The sequence below is a fragment of the Idiomarina sp. UBA4520 genome, from assembly GCF_002388365.1.
Taxonomy (GTDB): Bacteria; Pseudomonadota; Gammaproteobacteria; order Enterobacterales; family Alteromonadaceae; genus Idiomarina; species Idiomarina zobellii.
In genome coordinates this window covers 65,134-83,392 of record NZ_DGMK01000002.1, presented here as the reverse complement: position 1 = coordinate 83,392, position 18,259 = coordinate 65,134, and the positions used below count along the sequence as shown (strand labels likewise).

The following is an 18,259-nucleotide window of genomic DNA, read 5'->3' as shown; positions in this document are numbered from 1 at the left end:
TTCACACCTTTAAGGGTTGCTTGATTGAGGATTGTTACATTTTAGACAGGTTTTTGTTGCAGTTTAATGGCATTTTGGAAGTGGTGGCCCCTCGCAGATTTGAACTGCGGACCAACCGATTATGAGTCGGGTGCTCTAACCACTGAGCTAAGGGGCCATTTCTGGTTGGAATGCTTGAAAGCGGCGCAGATTATACGAACTTTTTACCCTTTTGTCATGGGTATCAGCACGTTAAATCGCGATGTTTTTTCAAGTTTTTCGTAATTTATGTCGCCGCCCTGACTTTTTATTGCGTCTTTGATCACTTTTAAGCCAACGCCGTAAGCGTCCGGGTTTACGTCATCGGTTTCGAACATAGCACCTAAGTTTTTCTTGGCTACGCCGTTACTTTCGTCGCACACGGACACATTCACAAAGTTGCCTTCGATATTTGCCTGTATCAGCACTTCGGAGTTAACCGGTATAAACCTCACGACATGCCGAAGCAGGAAGTCAAAAACAAAACGAAACACTAATGGGCTTATCGTGACACGAATATTATCGTCGACAATAGAAGTTACGGTAATGTTCTTCTCACCTGAAAAGCTTTCATGATAATCCGCAATATCCTGCAGCCAGGCCTCTAACTCGAGGTCGCTTTTATCAAGCCCCTGCATGTCTGGCGACAGCTGTGAGAAGGCTTCAAACAAGCTCACAAGCTCTTGTACTTTAGATTTCAATTCAGCGCTATCACTGTCCCTTAACCGTTTCTCGATATTTTCCAAATTACTCAAAGCTAATGCCGCCATTGAACGTGCCATGCGACCGGCTAAGGTTTTTTCAGAGGCAAGGCGAAGCTTGTCAGCTTCTTTCTCGAGTTCTCGCTCAGCAGCCTGTACTTGCTGGCGTGCTTGATACAACAAAAGAAGGAAAGGCTGTATTTCACCTATTTCAGAGGTCACAGAAACGGCTTTACTAGTATCTTCAGCGTCATTCACAATGCGATCACGCTCTTTGTGCCAACGCCGATTAAACGCTGACTCTCGCACAATAATGGCAACACCAATTAATGCCAGCAACACAAATAGCACGCTTGCAGTGACACTAAAATAATTCTGTACCGGCTGTATGGGATGACTAAGCCATATGGCAAGCCCAGCGTGCTGTTTTTCCGGACATGCCACCACGACACGTATAGGCAGCTGCTCAGTGACATTTGCAGCAGCTTTATTATCAGCAATTGCCTTTCGGGCTGCGGAGCTTATAGCCAGTTGGACAGCTCCGGCTAACTGGCTGTCTTGCGAGTTACCACGTGAAGAGGCTACCGCGTAGCCCATGAATCCATTTTCAATGTGCCAAAAGCCGCCAAGCGTGTGTTCCTTATTGCGAATAGACTCGCTAATAGCCTGATACAAAAGCTCGGGGTTACTAACCGCTTGCTGCTTACTTTCAGAAGAGGGATAGAGGTTACTAACAGTTCGCTGAACAGCCGCGCAGGTTTGCTCAAGGCTACTTGTCGTTCGACTGATTAATTGACCGGATGACTGCCAATAAGTCAGCAGCAGACCACCTATCGCTATCGCAATAATAGCGATAGCGAACCAGCGATTAGTACGGGTGTGGCTTGCGAGTGACTGCACGTTGCGTCACTCGCTCTTATTAAGGAAGTTGGTAGAAGTCGCGTGCATTTTGATAAAACACTTTATCAACAGCATCTGCACCACCGTCGGCACTTTCCAACGCATTCACAATGGTTGTAATGTCCGAAGGCTCAAACGAACGGTTACTACGGGTACCTGGTAAGTCGGTGCCAAACATTAAAGCATCTGGGTTAGTTTTATATAGCGCTTTAACAGCATCAGCCACATTGACTTCTGTGCGACCAAAACCACTGGCTTTAATTTTTACGCCACCTTCGGCTAAACGACGCACTTGCGACAAGCCCGACTTAGCCATACCTAAGTGGTCAACGCTAAGTTTTGGGAGCTTCAGCAGCGTAGGCACCATGTCGTCAAGCTCGCGGCTGTCGACGTAAATTTCCAAATGCCAACCCGCTAAGTCCCAAATACGCTTACCAAATTCAACAATACCTTCAATGTCGCGGTGAACACCGCGCTTCAGGTTCACACGAACGCCACGAATGCGGTGTTCGTTCAGTTGCTGAATCTTTTCATCACTCACAGAGCCTGGTAGTTGGGTCACGCCTACAAAGTTGTCACCCAAATTTTCCAGTGCGGCTTTCAAATAACGCTGCTCAAAGCCCTGGAATGAACCCGACACAATAACACCGCCTTCAATAGGCAGGCCACGTGTTAAATTCCGATAATCATCAATATAAAAAGGCTCAGGGATATGACCTTGGTTTTCAATTAGCGGAAACTCGTCATCGTAAATATGCAAATGCGAGTCAATAATACGTTTCGGCCAATTGTCACGGTTATTACCCATGCTGCCTCCTGTGTCAGAGAATATCTTACTCATCCAAGAACGATTTCAGCTGCTCAGAGCGGCTTGGATGACGAAGCTTTCTTAATGCTTTGGCTTCAATTTGACGAATTCGTTCACGAGTTACATCAAACTGTTTACCAACTTCTTCCAAAGTATGGTCAGTATTCATATCAATACCAAAACGCATACGCAAGACTTTCGCTTCACGAGCGGTAAGGCCGCCGAGCACTTCGCGCACTGAGTTACGCAAGCTCTCAGACGTCGCCGAATCGATAGGTAAGTCCAGCGTGTTGTCTTCAATGAAATCACCCAGGTGCGAATCTTCGTCGTCACCAATAGGGGTTTCCATTGAAATCGGTTCTTTTGCAATTTTGAGAACTTTGCGAATTTTGTCTTCCGGCATCATCATGCGCTCAGCCAGTTCTTCCGGCTGCGGCTCTCGGCCCATTTCCTGCAACATTTGACGCGAAATACGGTTCAATTTATTGATGGTTTCAATCATGTGAACCGGGATACGAATCGTACGAGCCTGGTCCGCAATTGAACGAGTAATTGCCTGGCGGATCCACCACGTAGCATAGGTAGAGAACTTGTAACCACGGCGATATTCGAACTTATCCACCGCTTTCATCAAGCCGATGTTACCTTCCTGAATTAAGTCCAGGAATTGCAGGCCTCGGTTGGTGTATTTCTTCGCAATTGAAATAACCAAACGCAGGTTGGCTTCCACCATCTCTTTTTTCGCACGGCGGGCTTTCGCCTCACCAATAGACATACGGCGGTTAATTTCTTTAACTTTACCGATGGTTAAGCCGGTCTCTTTCTCAACGTCGACCAACTTATTCACGCAACGCTCAATTTCGTCGCGTGTTTCTTTCATTGTACTTGCGTAGCTCTCGCCTGAGTTAATTTGCGCATCAACCCACGCCATGCTGTTTTCATTACTTGCGAAAGCCTTCATGAAATCGCGCTTAGACATACCGCCTTGTTCAACGCTTAATTTCATAATAATACGTTCTTGCACGCGCACACGCTGCATCATTGAACGCATGTCTTTAACTAGACGGTCAAACTGCTTTGGTACCAGACGGAACTGTTTAAACAGATCGCTTAGTTTGTCAATTTCAACGCGGGCATCGGCACCATCACGACCATGCTTGGCAATTGCCTGGCGAGTCGCTTCGTATTGTTCACGCAGCTCGGTGAATTTAGCACGAGCGAATTCAGGGTCGATACCAGTATCTGACTCTTCTTCTTCGTCATCGTCTGCATCGTCGTCTTCGTCTTCCAGCTCTTCTTCTGGCAGTTCAGAACCAACGTGAGTAGCAGCAACAGGCGCTTCATCGACCTCTTCCGGGTCGATAAAACCAGAGATAATATCGGTTAAGCGTAACTCTTCCGCTTCGTAAGAGTCCCACTGATCCAATAAGAAATTAATGGCTTCAGGGTATTCCGCCACAGAGCACTGAACTTGGTTAATACCTTCTTCAATGCGCTTGGCAATATCAATTTCGCCTTCACGAGTCAGCAATTCAACAGTACCCATTTCACGCATATACATACGCACTGGGTCAGTTGTTCGGCCTATTTCGCTGTCGACCGACGCTAGGGCTTGAGCAGCTTCTTCCGCAGCATCTTCGTCTGCTGCGCTCTCGGCCATCATCAAGTCATCGGCGTCCGGCGCACTCTCAAAGACACGGATGCCCATGTCGTTGATCATGCGAATAATATCTTCAACCTGATCGGAATCTACAATTTCTTGAGGTAAATGGTCATTAACCTCAGCAAAAGTTAAAAAACCTTGCTCTTTGCCTTTCGCAATAAGTACTTTCAGTTGCGATTGCCGACTCTGCTGCATACAGACGTTCCACCCATGACTGTGAATGTAGAATACCCAAAATGACCAGACAGTATAACAGAATTCAGTCTTTTAAGCTAGAAAAGGCTGACTAGCGAGTGTTATTTCGCCTTGTTTAAGTACTGTATAATTGTCTGGTATTCTTGGCGCTCTACCTTAGTTAATGCGCCCTCTTGCGATTTTTTCAAGAGTGCGTTTGCTCTTTGTTCGAAATACTGGTCTATCAAATAAATAAAAATATCAGAGAATTCCTGCTCAATGTTTTCTTCATCGAGCTGATGATTCCAAAGCGCTAGCTTTTGCAGAGCTGAGTAATAGTCACTGTCGCGCCAGCTCTCAAGTACCTGCGCTGTTGTCATTGGCTTATTCGCACACTGTTTGTGAAGTTCAATGAACAACTCAACGCCATTTAGCTGAAGTGCCCGCAGTTCTTCCTTAACCGCTATTTTAGTGCCAAGCTGCGGGTATTGAAGCAGTAAAGATATCGCCTTTCTAATTGGCGTCATCTTTATTGACTCGGACTTAGGCCGCTTCTGATTAGGCTTGTCAAAATGTCGCTCTAACTGAGACGTTTCACGTCGAAGTATTTCAGCTAACCGTTGCATTAAAGCATCGCGGTAGTACCCACTGGCTATTTTCTCAATCAGTGGCTTTGCTGTACTGAGTAGCTGTGAGCGGCCGGCATCAGTACTAACGTCGATACCTTCCTGCAAGTGTTCAAAAAAGTATTCAGTGAAAGGCTTCGCTTGAGTTAATGCCTGTTCAAACGCTTCTTTGCCTTTATCCCTGACAACGGAGTCCGGGTCTTCACCTTCCGGCAGAAATAAAAAGGCCATATCAAGACCATCTTTTAATAAATGTAGCGCATTTTCCAGCGCTCGCCAGGCGGCATCTCGACCCGCTCGGTCTCCGTCATAACAACAGACAACACGCGGTGACGTTCTGAATAAACGCTGCAGCTGCTCAGTTGTCGTTGCCGTACCCAGCGATGCAACAGCATAGTCAATACCAGCCTGAGACAACGCAACGACATCCATATAACCTTCAACAACCACCACTTGATCTGGTCGGCGCACAGCTTGTTGCATATGCCAGTAACCGTAGAGCTCACTACCTTTATGAAACAAACGCGTTTCCGGTGAGTTCAAATACTTTGGTCCGTCACCTTCAATGATTCGTCCACCAAAGCCGACAACCCGCCCGCGCCGATCGTGGATGGGAAACATAACCCGGTCACGGAAAAAGTCATAATGACGACCTTTATCGTTACGGTTAATGAGCTTCAGTTCGAGCAACTGTTGACGCTGTTTAGCACCTTGCCCGAAGGTTTTTAGCAAGCTGTCCCAGTCGTCCGGAGCATAGCCTATTTGAAAGCGCTTAACCGTTTCGCCACTCAGACCACGCTTTTTCAGGTAGCCAATAACTTGCTCCGAACTCGCATGATGTTTCAGCTGATGCTGATAAAACCGTGCCGCTTGATTCATTATCGCGACATCATCCTGAGTTTGCTGTTGCTTCTTCTGCGCCGCTTGCGGGTTTTCCGGTTCTTCTCTGGGTACCTGCACCCCAAACAAACCTGCCAATTCTTCGACCGCGTCCGGAAACTGCAGACCATCGAACTCCATTAGAAAGTCGATAGCGTTACCATGGGCGCCGCACCCAAAGCAGTGATAAAACTGCTTGTCTTGGCTGACGGTGAAGGATGGCGATTTTTCGTTATGGAAGGGACAACATGCCTGATGGTTCTTGCCGGCTTTTTTTAGCGGCACACGACTGTCAACGACTTCAACAATGTCTGCTCTTTCGAGTAAATCATGAATAAAGCTTTTAGGGATCAAGCCTGCCATTGCCGTCTCAGTTTCAAGGTTAAAGAATCAACAGAAACACGAAAGCCGCGACAATAAGTCACGGCTTCCAGCACTTTACGAAAAAGTGAACACTCAAATTGTCGTTAAACGCTCTTAGTATAAACGAGTACGACGAGCGTTTTCACGAGCCAGCTTTTTAGCGTGACGTTTTACGGCCGCGGCTTTCTTGCGCTTGCGCTCTGCAGTAGGCTTTTCGTAGTGTTCACGACGACGAACTTCTGACAGAACACCTGCTTTTTCACAAGAGCGCTTGAAACGACGCAAAGCTACGTCAAACGGCTCGTTTTCTTTCACTTTTACGACTGGCATTAAAACATCACCTCGGATAAATTATCTATTTGATTAAAAATTAGCCGCTACTGGCTTAAATTGGTGCTGAATTGTACCGACTAAGATTCGGCTTGTAAAGTGTTATCCAATGTTTCAAAACCAATATCGTTGTCACTCAATAATGCCTTAACTTCCGACGATGCCATCAGCAGTTTTCCCAGCAAATTTTGGAACTCGTCAGGCTTATTTTTAAACGCTAACCCAAACTGCCATACCCCTGGTCCAACAATATCCAAACTTTTTACATGGAAAAGCCCAAGTGACAAATCGTTGCCCGGTTCAGTCACTGTTACGCTGGCTTGTAACCCGTCTTCGTCCTCCAGAGAAACCGGTTGAGTCCCTCGATATTGGAAACCAATACCTTTTCCCGATACATCGACAACGGTACCGCTTAATGGATTACCGTTACCCTCTGCATGATGCAGTTGAAGCTCTGCGCTACAGTTAACCGGAATGCGAGGAGATGTGCGTAAAGGCTGAATGTTCGCTTCTCGAGGATAACTCACAAACAATAACTTTTGCGGAAACTGTGTCATGCTGAGTAAATCGACCGTTCCTGTTACTTGCTCACCCGATGCAGCCACTGTGGTAAACGCAAATGTTTTATTCGCTTTTAACTGGGGCAATACATCCTGCCAACGATACTGGCGGGACAATTCAAGAATCAAGTAGTCGGGGTATTGTTGGCCAACCAGCGTGATGTTCAATGTCTGGTAGCCACCGTTTGACTGTAATGAAATTTGAGCAGGCTGCCGAAACCGATTGTTCGCCAAAACACCTTTGCCATTCTGCATTAGTGCTGTCCTTTTTTATTATTATTTTATTAACCATTCATAATAGCGAATATCTGCTACTTTTTAAGTAAATACTCGATATTTATCAGTCGATGTCAATTGACGTCAGTTTTTATAAGGAAGGCTTTCGTTAGCTTGGATCCTGTTGTTTACCGACTATGCTCGCTAGACTCTGAATTAGCTAGACAGTAAGGATGCGAACTTGGCTATTAGTTATTCCAGAGACACATTCCCATACCCGATACCCGAACGTTACCAATGCGAAGGCCTGCTCGGTTACGGCGGTAGCGGCTTGGTTTATAAAGCTTACGACGAGAGACTTCAGCGTACCGTTGCCGTGAAGTTCGCCCGCTCACCCTCGTTAGTCAGTCGTAACCGTTTGGTTCGCGAAGCTCGCTTACTGTCTCAGGTTTCACACCCTTCATTATGTCGCGTTTATGACATTGGTGAGCCAGAAGTCACCTCTTCATCTTTATTCCTTGTCATGGAGTATGTTGAAGGGACTAGGCTCGATAAACTCAATAAGCACTTATCAGTTAACGATGCGGTTGAAATTACCTATCAACTTGCCAATGCTTTAAGCGCACTACACAAGTCGGGGTACGCTCATAATGACGTGAAAGGACATAACATCATTTTGTCGAAACAGAAGCAGTCCGATGTGCCTGTATTGGTTGATTTAAGTATCGCTGAAAACGTTTCGAGAGAGTCTCAGCAACAAGATATCTATCAGGTTGGTGAATTACTGCTACTTCTTCTTGCCAGCATGACCCCCGATGTATTTTTAATGCAACCTGTAGCCGATAAGCGCCGATTGCCGTCAGGGCTGGCGGACATTATTAAGAAAGCACTCGCCGTCGACTCTTATGAATCATTTACTGACATGCCGGAACTGGCTAATACGCTAGCTAAATGGCGAGCTAAATCTTACAAGCAACGAAGACGCCTGGGCTGGGCAACGGCATTGACCGCCTCCACCCTAATACTAGGGGGGCTGGCTCTTACCGCTTTCAATAAACTCGAGACTTACGAAAGCATATACAGTGCCCCGGTTCATCAACATTCGCACGGGCAAGTATTTGCTCATTATACTGAGCACTTAATTGAAGACGGCAACTTGGGCGAGGCCCAGGAGACTGTCGAGCTAGCACTATCACATTTCGACAATGCAATTAGTGAGCATGGTGATTATTTGACGCATCACCGTGAACGCATTGAGTTCCTGCTCGGGCTTGAGCCCATTTTTTCGGATACCGAGTACACCACCCGGCTATTGAACGCTCTAAATAATATGGGCGCTCCAGCTAAATATTCCAGACCAGATGCCGCGTATCACGTCCAAGCCAAAGCTTATCTGGCACTCGCTAGAGTGAACAAAAAACAGGAGCATTTAAGAGCTCGCTGGGTTGAACAGGCCTGGGCAGCGCTGAGTTCAGCACAGGAGCTTTCCTCTGCTGAACATTACTTGCCTACCCAGAAAATGCTTGAGAAGTTTCAGTCCAGCGGCGGAACTGACTGACCGCGCTGCTGATAAAACGCCTCGACAAACTTGTCGAATGTATCGTTATCTAACGCATCGCGCATATCACTCATGACCTTTTGATAAAAACGTAGGTTATGGATAGTGTTTAAACGCCCACCCAACATTTCATTGGTTTTGTCTAAGTGATGTAAGTACGCCCGAGAGTAATTTTTACAAGTGTAGCAGTCACAGTTTTCATCCAACGGACCGGTATCGGTTCTGTGCACCGCGTTACGTATTTTTACCACGCCGGAACTGATAAACAGGTGACCGTTACGCGCATTACGGGTTGGCATGACACAGTCAAACATATCGATACCACGACGCACGGCTTCAACCAAGTCTTCCGGTTTGCCCACACCCATTAAGTAGCGTGGCTTTTGCTCCGGCATTTTGGGCGCCGTGTGCTCTAAAATGCGCATCATGTCTTCTTTGGGCTCGCCTACCGACAAGCCGCCTATCGCGTAGCCGTCAAACTCAATGTCAGTTAAGCCTTTCAAGGAAATGTCGCGCAGCTCTTCGTACATACCGCCCTGAATAATACCAAAAAGCGCTGACTTATTTCCTTCGTGCGCTTTTTTAGAACGCTCAGCCCAGCGCAGCGACAACTCCATAGAGCTACGAGCTTCTGCTTGAGTGGCTGGAAATGGCGTACACTCGTCAAAAATCATGACAATGTCAGACCCGAGTTCACGCTGAACCTGCATCGATTTTTCTGGCGTCAGTAAAATCTTCTCACCGTTAATTGGCGAACGGAAGGTCACACCTTCTTCGGTAATTTTTCTCAGCTCGCCAAGACTGAATACCTGAAAGCCGCCCGAGTCCGTCAGAATGGGCTTATCCCAATTCATAAAGTCATGCAGGTCGCCATGCTGCTGAATAATTTGCGTGCCCGGGCGAAGCATTAGGTGGAAAGTATTACCCAGACAAATCTGAGCCCCGGTATCTTTAACCTCTTCCGGGGTCATTCCCTTAACGGTCCCCAGTGTCCCAACGGGCATGAAAGCCGGTGTTTCTACGGTGCCACGCTCAAACTGCATGCGTCCACGGCGGGCTCGACCACTGGTTTTATCAAGTTCAAATTTCATTGTCATAATGTATCACTTCAAAAATTGTCTGTTTATCGCTGCAACAGCATTGCATCGCCGTAGCTAAAGAATCGGTACTTTTCATCAATGGCTTGCTGATAAGCATCCATAATTAAATCACGTCCGGCAAAGGCTGAAACCAGCATAATGAGTGTCGATTCCGGTAAGTGAAAATTCGTTATTAAACTATCGACCACTTTAAATTTGTACCCCGGATAAATAAAAATATCGGTGTCGTCGAAAAAGGGTTCGATATCGTCACTACTTGAAGCATTTGCCGCTGACTCCAGCGAGCGTACAGAGGTGGTGCCTACTGCCACAACTCGCCCACCATTGGCTCTCGTCTCTTTTATAGCATTGCAGGTTTCTTCACTGACCTTTGCGTACTCGCTATGCATGACGTGATCATTGAGATTTTCCACGCGCACCGGCTGGAATGTCCCCGCACCAACATGCAGCGTTACATAAGCAAAGTTAACACCTTTGTTTCTCAGCTTTTCCAGAATATCGTCGTCGAAATGCAACCCCGCTGTTGGCGCGGCGACAGCTCCCGGCTCACGGCTATAAACGGTTTGATAACGTTCTTTGTCGGAGCTTTCATCCGGACGGTCGATGTATGGCGGTAACGGCATGTGACCATATTCTTCAAGAATGTCCAATACGGGTTCTTCATGCTCAAATTTAAGCTCAAATAACGCATCGTGCCGCGCTAACATAGTGACCTTTACAGCACCTTCCAAAAGCAACTCTGCGCCCGCTTTAGGCGAGCGGTTCGAGCGAACATGAGCTAATACCCGGTGCTCATCCAGCAGTCGTTCTATCAGCACTTCTACTTTCCCGCCGGATACTTTTTCACCCAGCAAGCGAGCAGGAATAACGCGAGTGTCATTAAACACCAGGAGGTCACCTGAACTCAGGGTATCAATAATGTCAGTAAACTGTTTGTGCTCTATCGACTTTGACTCGGCATTGATCTGCAGCAGGCGACTGGCACTGCGCTGCTCCTGCGGATAACGGGCGATAAGCTCGTCAGGCAATTCGAACGAGAAGTCACTGACTTTTAAAGAAGACGGGTTATTTTCTGACATACCTGCGCTTTTTCTGGAACACTTTTAAAGCGCGGATTTTACTGGAAAGTTGGCAGCCTGTCACTGAAACAGGCTGCCTTTTCATGGCTTCTTAATTGGCGAAGCTTATGCCACGCCGAATATCGCCTTCAGGATATAGAAGAAGACAATAGACATAATGGCACCCGCCGGCAGGGTCACAACCCAAGACACAACGATATTGCGCACAACGCCTAAATTAAGAGCGGCAATACCACGCGCCATACCAACACCCAGTACAGCACCTACCAGAGTTTGCGTAGTAGAGATTGGCAAGCCAGTACCTGACGCAAGCACGACGGTAGACGCAGCGGCCAGTTCGGCAGCGAAACCACGGCTAGGCGTTAAGTGAGTAATACCTTTACCAATGGTCGCAATAACACGTTTGCCCAGCATTGCCAGACCGGCAACGATACCAATACCGCCTAGCGGAAGCACCCACCATGCCAACTGCGCTTTGCCACCTATTTCGCCGCCATTTGTTACGACACTGACAACAGCAGCAAGTGGTCCAATAGCGTTAGCGACATCGTTGGAGCCGTGGGCAAATGCCATGGCACAGGCAGTTACCACCATAAGTACCGCAAATACTTTCTCGACGTTGGTGTAATGCATGTCTTTGTCATCAGACGGGTTGAACTTAAGACGGCCAATGGCAAGTTTACCTATAACAAACACAAGCACAGCGATACCTAAAGCCCAAAGGTAGCCCTCCAGACTGCCTAAGTCTAAACCAACGTGCTTCAAGCCCTTTTTAATGGTAACCAACGATAGGACGAAGCCTGCAAGACCCATGTAAAAAGGTACGTATCGTTGAGCCATTTTTAACGGGTTTGAACGATCAAAAATGAGTTTTTGCGCACTCATGAATATGAGATAAGCGATGAAACCGGATATCGCCGGTGTCACAACCCAGCTCCCCACAACACCGCCAACTTTCGCCCACTGCACAGACTCCATACTGACACCAACAGCCGAGAAGCCGACAATAGCACCAATAATTGAATGTGTTGTCGATACCGGCCAGCCCAGGTAAGACGCAATAAGCAACCAAAAGCCCGCTGCCAGCAGTGCCGAAATCATGCCAAAGACAAGAAGCTCGGGCTGATCAACAAAGTAAGCCGAGTCGATAATGCCTTTACGTATCGTGGAGGTCACTTCGCCACCGGCAAGGTAAGCACCGGCGAACTCGAAAACCATCGCAATGAGAATAGCTTGTTTAATGGTTAGCGCTTTTGAACCAACCGAGGTGCCCATTGCGTTAGCAACGTCGTTAGCACCAATACCCCAGGCCATAAAAAAGCCGAACATTGCCGCCATGCCAATAAGCAGCATGCTGTAACTTGAAATAATATCCATAAATTAGACTCCGCTTAGACTCGCGCCAGCATCAATTCAAAACGTGCACCAACTCGTTCTGACAAGTCAGCTAAGTCACCCACCCAGTCCAAAATACGGTATAAAAACATGGCATCCAGTGGGTTCATATCCAGCTCTATTTTGCGTAAGTCTTTGCGTAACTGGATTTGCAGTTTATCGGTGTCTGCTTCAATTGCGTCAAGTTCTGCAATGAAATCATCAACTAAGTCGCGCTCACGACCTTTAAAACCAGTTTCCAGCAAGTCATCAAACTCGGCGATGGTTTCTCTGGCTTTCGCAGCGGCGTCAATACAGCGATTCAGGTAAGCGTCGAAGTCTTTTACCAACGGCTCAGGAATGGTTAATTCACGACCAGTCATAAGACCTGAAATGTCTTTGGCTTTGTTAGCGATGCGGTCTTGCTGAGAAACCAACTCAAGTAAGTCAGTACGCTCAACGGGCATGAATAAGCCACTTGGAAGGTTCAAACGAATTTTGCGCTTTAGTTCGTCCGCTTTTTGCTCGTGCGTAACAATTTTGCTACGAGCGGTTTCTGCCGACGCCCAGTCCTTAGCGTATACCGCTTTAAAAAACTCTTTCAGTGCTTCAGCACAGCGGTGCACTTCGTCCATGTGCTCGATCATCGGTTTAATCGGGGACTTTGCAAATACCCCAAGGAATGAGTTCATTGACATAACCAGTTCCAATTTTTTCAGCTGTTGTTAGCTGCGCGAATGGTAGCGAAAAGTTTCTGTAAATGGAACCGTGATGTTTGATTAAACATCTATCAGCTGAACGCTTGCTCAATTTCACTTTGTTGCTTATCAACCTGTAGTTCGACATTTTGCAACAACTGATGGGCATGACTCATATTATCGATTAACGATCGAATTTCCTCTGAAAACGCTGTAACCCTTGAGCTCTGCTGCTCTGCGAGCTGCAATGAGGTTTTAGCCTCGTCACTTGAAGCCTGTGCTTTCTTCGAAACTTCGTCCGCAGTATCAACCAGGACATTAACGTACTCATGCTGATTTGAGCTCGTCTCTATAATATTCTGGTAGCTACTGTCGATAGCAGCGGATGCGTCCGTCAGCTTTCCTAATGTACTATCAATACTGGTCAGTGAGGACTGAGTTTTCTGGGCTAATTGCCTTACCTCGTCAGCGACAACCGCAAAACCACGCCCTTGTTCCCCGGCTCGAGCAGCTTCAATTGCAGCATTAAGCGCCAGTAAATTAGTTTGATCAGCGATACCCGAAATAACAGACAGTGCCGAACTCACCTGCTCTACAGAACTGGCAAGTTCATTAACTGACGTTTTTGCAGAGTTCATTGCCTGCTCATTCACGTTCGACGCATCACTCAGTTTTCTGATGTATTCCCGGCTTACTTGCATCGACTCTTGTGTACCTAACGCATTTTGCTCAAGCGCTGCCGTACAGCTATTTAAAGAGGTCGTCAGCTCATTGAGCTGATTAATGCCCTCAATCGTTGATTCTGCCGATGTTTGCGTTTTATGTGACGATGAGACCAGCTCCTGCAACTCTTGTATTACCGTTTTAAGTGCGTCATTTACGACAGACATTTGACGAGACTTCTGCGCTTCACTGGACTTTGTTTGCTCAAGAATACCATTAAAAAACTTGGCGACTTCTCCGAATTCTGTTCTTTTATCCGCACCGGGTAAGTAGGTAAGCTGTTGCTGTTCGAGGAGTTGCTGCATAGCGTTACGCAAACTTCGAAGAGGCGTCAAAACCATTTGTTTTAGCAACAAAAAGTTAATTAAAGCAAAGAGTAGTAAAGCGGCAACTAACGCTACAATGGTTATCTTTATTTGTAAAAGTTGTTCTTGCTGAACGTCGATAAGCTGCTTTTCAGCAGCTACTGCTATTGCCTGAATTTGCGCAATGTCTTCTGAGATACTTTTGAATGCCTGCTCTCGTTTGGCTATTAACTCTAAAGTGGACGATAACTCTCGTGGGTAACGGTTAACCAGACTGGCCATCTCCGAGATTATTGTAGGGCCCTGCTCTTTCGCCTCACGTTGAACAAGCATCATTGACTGGTCAGGCAGTTCTTCCTTCACGCCCAGTGCTGGTAACCCCTCCAACCTATTTATTTCTTGCTTGATCGAGTTAAGAACTTGCTGAAGAACATCCTGCTCAACTTCTCCATTAAACAAACGCTCCCGGGTATGAACAAGCTCATTTATTAATAGGATGAGGTCACTACCAACCTGAGCATACTTTTGGCTGGCGGACGGGCTGTTTGCAATTCCTTTTCGGGCGTAATCAAATAACCGGGAAAGTTCATTCGACAATGAACGCTCAGCATTAAAAAGCAAAGCAGTTTCCTGCCCAGAGAGCTTCCCAACTGATCGGTAATCTTTGCCTATTCTGGTATTTATAGACTGGAGCTGGTTAACAACATCGGATTTTTTATCAAAGCCTAAGTCAACCAATTTAGTTTCGGCGTGCTCTACTGCCTTTTGGGCGTCAGTAAGCAGTAAGGTATTTCCGGACTGCAGGTAGCCACTTAGATCAGTAACCACATTAACCATCAGACTTTGCTTTACTGACGAATAAGTTGCCTGCTTATCCTCAATAGTGTTGAGCTTGTTGCTCGACCAAAACAGAACCGTTAAAAAAAACAGCGACAACCCAAGTAAAACAAAAGAAGAAACTCGACTGAATGTGGATACGCGCATAACGTCAAACCGCTTTGAATAATGCGGTCAGTTTAAGACGCTTTTATGACAATTTTATGAAAAAGGCCGCGAAGATTTACTCAACGCGGCCTTTTAGGAACAATTAAGTCTGAATAGACCTTAAAACGTATAAACCAGAGTAACAGCCGTTTCCGTATCCAGCTTTTCAATGCTTTCATCAGATACGTTTGAGTTGTGCGTTCCGCTGACAGAAAACTTCATTGCTAGTGAACTGTTAATGTTCGATGACAATGAGACTTCTGCTTTACTCTTAGTGTTGTCTTCACCCAATTCAGATGACAGCAATGCATTGAACTTTGAATTCTCGGAAATTTTCCAGTCCAGGTTACCCGCCAAACGAAGAATCATTTGCCCTTCAGATTCAACAGGGGGCTCACCTTCAATTTGAATTGGCTTGGTTCGAGAGTAACCAGGACCAATTTCATAGTCGGCGTAAATGTCTTCATCATAGCGATAACGCGCACCATAACCGGTTGCTACCGTTGCCTGGTACTCGTAACCACTAAACTCGTCTTCTTCATAAGAACCAAATACAAACAACGATGAACGACTGTCCGGTGAAAACTTGTAGTTGCTCTGAGCCGACACAAACATACGATCAGCGGTTTCAATTGACTCACCGGTTGACTGGTCTTCCTGTTCAGCCGTGTAGTAGTCAATAACACCTTTATGACGCCAATTTTGGACGTCTCGCGATATATTAAGCTTGCCTTTTAAGCTTTCAGTCTCGGTATTACCCGACGTGTAAAGCAGGCCAAACTCAGCACTTGCTTCCCACTCTTCAACCGTTTCGGTATCCATATCGTCAGCGTCATCAAACATGAAGGTTTGAGCACTGGCCGAAACTGACAAAAATAAACTTGCAAACAATACTGATAAACGCACATTAACCCCTTTATTTTACAATTGCATTTAATTCACCGCTTTCATAGCGCTGGAACATGGTTTCTAGTGTTATTGGTTTTATTTTACTTGCCATGCCTGCACAACCGAAGGCTTCATAACGCGCTTTACAGATTTCTTCCATCGCCGTTGTTGCTGCCGCTAAGAATTTACGCGGGTCGAAGTTTGATGGGTTCTCTGCCAAGTGGCGACGGATAGCACCCGTTGAGGCTAAACGTAAGTCAGTATCAATGTTGACTTTGCGAACACCGTTTTTAATGCCTTCCTGAATTTGCTCAACCGGAACGCCGTAAGTTTCAGGAATTTCGCCGCCAAATTGGTTAATAACTTTCAGCCATTCCTGAGGCACAGATGATGAACCATGCATCACCAAGTGTGTACCCGGAATACGACGATGGATCTCTTTAATGCGATCAATGGACAAAATATCGCCTGTCGGTGGGCGCGTAAATTTGTAGGCACCGTGAGACGTACCACAAGCAATTGCCAAAGCATCTACATTAGTTGCTTTAACAAACTCAGCAGCTTCTTCTGGGTCGGTCAGTAGCTGATCGTGTGACAATTTCCCTTCAGCGCCAACGCCATCTTCTTCACCGGCCTCACCTGTCTCTAACGAGCCCAGACAGCCGAGTTCACCTTCAACAGAGACACCACAAGCATGTGCCATTTCTACGGTTTGCTTAGTCACTCGAACATTGTAGTCATAATCAGCAGGGGTTTTGCCGTCTTCCAGCAACGAACCGTCCATCATGACTGAACTAAAGCCTAATTGAATAGAACGCTGGCATACCGCCGGTGACGTGCCGTGATCTTGGTGAACAACCACAGGGATATGTGGCCATTCTTCAACCGCTGCCTGAATTAAGTGACGGAGGAAAGGAGCACCTGCGTACTTGCGTGCGCCTGCTGAAGCCTGAACAATAACCGGGCTGTCAGTTGCGTCCGCTGCCTGCATAATCGCACGCATTTGCTCAAGGTTATTTACATTGAACGCCGGTACACCGTAGTCGTGCTCGGCGGCGTGATCCAATAACTGTCGTAATGACACCAGGGCCATAAAAATACTCCTTTAAATTATAAAACTTGGGTTCAGGCGTCGTTTGCGCGCTCTTCTAAAACGGCCACTGCGGGTAAAGTCTTGCCTTCCAGAAACTCCAGAAATGCTCCGCCACCTGTTGAAATATAGCTTATCTTATCAGCGATACCATATTGATCAATGGCTGCAAGGGTATCTCCCCCGCCTGCAATGGAAAAAGCATCGCTATTGGCAATGGCATCCGCAATGGCTTTTGTGCCATTTCCAAACTGCTCAAATTCAAATACGCCAACCGGGCCATTCCAAACAATGGTGCCAGCGTTAGTCAGCATAGAGGCAAGCTGCTCTGCTGTTTTTGGGCCAATATCGAAAATCATGTCATCGTCAGCCACAGCATCTACCGCTTTGGTTTCAGCCTTAGCTTCCGCACTAAATTCTTTGCCTGTCACTACATCCACCGGCAACGGAATATCACCACCTTTGGCTTTAGCTTGTTCAACTAACCGGTTGGCTTCGTCTGTGAGGTCGGCTTCATATAGCGACTTACCGACATTATGACCGGCAGCAGCTACGAAAGTATTAGCAATACCACCGCCAACAATAAGCTGGTCAACAACACCACTTAATGACTCCAGCACCGTTAATTTCGTCGATACTTTAGAGCCGCCAACAATAGCCACTAATGGACGTTTCGGATTTTCCAATGCTTTGCCAAGAGCGTCTAATTCAGCTGCCAGCAAAGGGCCTGCGCAAGCAACGGGCGCATATTTGGCAACACCATGTGTCGATGCCTGAGCGCGGTGAGCCGTGCCAAATGCATCCATAACATAGACATCACATAAGGCAGCTAGCGTCTTCGCCAGCTCATCATCGTTTTTCTTCTCACCAACGTTGAAACGTACATTTTCAAAAATAACCAGCTCGCCCGCTTCAATCTCAACGCCATCAAGATAGTCTTTGCACAAACGTACCGGGCAATCGAGAGCATCTGCCAAGTAGTCTACAACCGGTTGCATTGAAAACTGCGCATCGTATTCGCCCTCGGTCGGTCTGCCCAGGTGGGACATAACCATAACCTTCGCGCCGCCGTCCAACGCAGCTTTAATGCTTGGAATAGCCGCTTTCAGGCGAGCATCTGATGCGACTTTGCCGTCTTTAACCGGCACATTCAGGTCTTCGCGAATCAGTACACGCTTATTTGATAAATCCAAATCGGTCATTGCTATGACAGACATCTAAA

15 protein-coding genes and 1 tRNA gene are annotated in these 18,259 nt (G+C 46.7%); 1 reads left to right on the top strand and 15 read right to left on the bottom strand.

Annotated elements, in window-relative coordinates:
• Positions 1-81 precede the first annotated feature (81 nt).
• From B3850_RS00720 to B3850_RS00690, 7 genes are all read right to left on the bottom strand, one after another.
• Positions 82-157 (bottom strand) — tRNA-Ile (locus tag B3850_RS00720).
• A 46-nt stretch (positions 158-203) separates the two neighbouring features.
• A complete protein-coding gene (locus tag B3850_RS00715) occupies positions 204-1,619 on the bottom strand; it encodes a HAMP domain-containing histidine kinase (protein ID WP_053953923.1) in 1,416 nt (471 codons plus the stop codon).
• 19 nt (positions 1,620-1,638) lie between these two features.
• Positions 1,639-2,427 carry an amidohydrolase family protein gene (locus B3850_RS00710; RefSeq protein WP_058577032.1) on the bottom strand — a complete coding sequence of 263 codons (789 nt, stop codon included), beginning with the start codon at positions 2,425-2,427 and terminating at the stop codon, positions 1,639-1,641.
• Between the two features lie 25 nt (positions 2,428-2,452).
• Positions 2,453-4,285 (bottom strand): RNA polymerase sigma factor RpoD, encoded by a 1,833-nt coding sequence (gene rpoD, locus B3850_RS00705; RefSeq protein WP_053953921.1) that lies wholly within the window; start codon positions 4,283-4,285, stop codon positions 2,453-2,455.
• A gap of 101 nt (positions 4,286-4,386) precedes the next feature.
• Entirely contained in the window at positions 4,387-6,132 is a 1,746-nt protein-coding gene (dnaG, locus tag B3850_RS00700) for a DNA primase (RefSeq protein WP_286911230.1), read from the bottom strand.
• A gap of 114 nt (positions 6,133-6,246) precedes the next feature.
• Positions 6,247-6,462, bottom strand: coding sequence for a 30S ribosomal protein S21 (rpsU, locus tag B3850_RS00695; RefSeq protein ID WP_006954239.1), 216 nt, complete (start codon positions 6,460-6,462; stop codon positions 6,247-6,249).
• An 80-nt stretch (positions 6,463-6,542) separates the two neighbouring features.
• Complete coding sequence (locus tag B3850_RS00690) at positions 6,543-7,277, bottom strand: PilZ domain-containing protein (RefSeq protein ID WP_286875953.1); 735 nt, start codon at positions 7,275-7,277, stop codon at positions 6,543-6,545.
• Between the two features lie 202 nt (positions 7,278-7,479).
• Between B3850_RS00690 and B3850_RS00685 the strand changes: the two genes are divergently transcribed.
• Positions 7,480-8,796, top strand: a complete 1,317-nt coding sequence (locus B3850_RS00685; RefSeq protein ID WP_286875955.1) for a protein kinase domain-containing protein — start codon at positions 7,480-7,482, stop codon at positions 8,794-8,796.
• Here the strand turns inward: B3850_RS00685 and tgt are convergent.
• The 8 genes from tgt to B3850_RS00645 form a co-directional block, all read right to left on the bottom strand.
• The gene (tgt, locus tag B3850_RS00680) at positions 8,772-9,887 is read right to left on the bottom strand and encodes a tRNA guanosine(34) transglycosylase Tgt (protein ID WP_058577080.1); all 1,116 of its coding nucleotides are present in this window, start codon (positions 9,885-9,887) and stop codon (positions 8,772-8,774) included. The genes B3850_RS00685 and tgt overlap by 25 nt on opposite strands.
• Before the next feature lie 32 nt (positions 9,888-9,919).
• Positions 9,920-10,975 carry a tRNA preQ1(34) S-adenosylmethionine ribosyltransferase-isomerase QueA gene (queA, locus tag B3850_RS00675; RefSeq protein ID WP_286911229.1) on the bottom strand — a complete coding sequence of 352 codons (1,056 nt, stop codon included), beginning with the start codon at positions 10,973-10,975 and terminating at the stop codon, positions 9,920-9,922.
• 105 nt (positions 10,976-11,080) lie between these two features.
• The gene (locus tag B3850_RS00670; RefSeq protein WP_058577037.1) at positions 11,081-12,352 is read right to left on the bottom strand and encodes an inorganic phosphate transporter; all 1,272 of its coding nucleotides are present in this window, start codon (positions 12,350-12,352) and stop codon (positions 11,081-11,083) included.
• Positions 12,353-12,366: 14 nt separating this feature from the next.
• On the bottom strand, positions 12,367-13,047 hold the full coding sequence (locus B3850_RS00665) for a TIGR00153 family protein (protein WP_058577038.1): 681 nt from the start codon (positions 13,045-13,047) through the stop codon (positions 12,367-12,369).
• Between the two features lie 92 nt (positions 13,048-13,139).
• Positions 13,140-15,059, bottom strand: coding sequence for a methyl-accepting chemotaxis protein (locus tag B3850_RS00660; protein WP_058577039.1), 1,920 nt, complete (start codon positions 15,057-15,059; stop codon positions 13,140-13,142).
• Positions 15,060-15,179: 120 nt separating this feature from the next.
• The gene (locus B3850_RS00655) at positions 15,180-15,965 is read right to left on the bottom strand and encodes a DUF481 domain-containing protein (protein WP_063744300.1); all 786 of its coding nucleotides are present in this window, start codon (positions 15,963-15,965) and stop codon (positions 15,180-15,182) included.
• A 10-nt stretch (positions 15,966-15,975) separates the two neighbouring features.
• Positions 15,976-17,040, bottom strand: a complete 1,065-nt coding sequence (gene fba / locus B3850_RS00650; RefSeq protein ID WP_058577040.1) for a class II fructose-bisphosphate aldolase — start codon at positions 17,038-17,040, stop codon at positions 15,976-15,978.
• Between the two features lie 32 nt (positions 17,041-17,072).
• Positions 17,073-18,254 carry a phosphoglycerate kinase gene (locus tag B3850_RS00645; RefSeq protein ID WP_286911228.1) on the bottom strand — a complete coding sequence of 394 codons (1,182 nt, stop codon included), beginning with the start codon at positions 18,252-18,254 and terminating at the stop codon, positions 17,073-17,075.
• Between the last annotated feature and the right edge of the window lie 5 nt (positions 18,255-18,259).

What these genes read in the sequence shown, in the direction of transcription:
- B3850_RS00710 (WP_058577032.1), bottom strand. Translation starts at nt 2,427, where the DNA reads ATGGGTAATAACCGTGACAATTGGCCGAAACGTATTATTGACTCGCAT.
- rpoD (WP_053953921.1), bottom strand. Translation starts at nt 4,285, where the DNA reads ATGCAGCAGAGTCGGCAATCGCAACTGAAAGTACTTATTGCGAAAGGC.
- dnaG (WP_286911230.1), bottom strand. Translation starts at nt 6,132, where the DNA reads ATGGCAGGCTTGATCCCTAAAAGCTTTATTCATGATTTACTCGAAAGA.
- rpsU (WP_006954239.1), bottom strand. Translation starts at nt 6,462, where the DNA reads ATGCCAGTCGTAAAAGTGAAAGAAAACGAGCCGTTTGACGTAGCTTTG.
- B3850_RS00690 (WP_286875953.1), bottom strand. Translation starts at nt 7,277, where the DNA reads ATGCAGAATGGCAAAGGTGTTTTGGCGAACAATCGGTTTCGGCAGCCT.
- tgt (WP_058577080.1), bottom strand. Translation starts at nt 9,887, where the DNA reads ATGAAATTTGAACTTGATAAAACCAGTGGTCGAGCCCGCCGTGGACGC.
- queA (WP_286911229.1), bottom strand. Translation starts at nt 10,975, where the DNA reads ATGTCAGAAAATAACCCGTCTTCTTTAAAAGTCAGTGACTTCTCGTTC.
- B3850_RS00670 (WP_058577037.1), bottom strand. Translation starts at nt 12,352, where the DNA reads ATGGATATTATTTCAAGTTACAGCATGCTGCTTATTGGCATGGCGGCA.
- B3850_RS00665 (WP_058577038.1), bottom strand. Translation starts at nt 13,047, where the DNA reads ATGTCAATGAACTCATTCCTTGGGGTATTTGCAAAGTCCCCGATTAAA.
- B3850_RS00660 (WP_058577039.1), bottom strand. Translation starts at nt 15,059, where the DNA reads ATGCGCGTATCCACATTCAGTCGAGTTTCTTCTTTTGTTTTACTTGGG.
- fba (WP_058577040.1), bottom strand. Translation starts at nt 17,040, where the DNA reads ATGGCCCTGGTGTCATTACGACAGTTATTGGATCACGCCGCCGAGCAC.
- B3850_RS00645 (WP_286911228.1), bottom strand. Translation starts at nt 18,254, where the DNA reads ATGTCTGTCATAGCAATGACCGATTTGGATTTATCAAATAAGCGTGTA.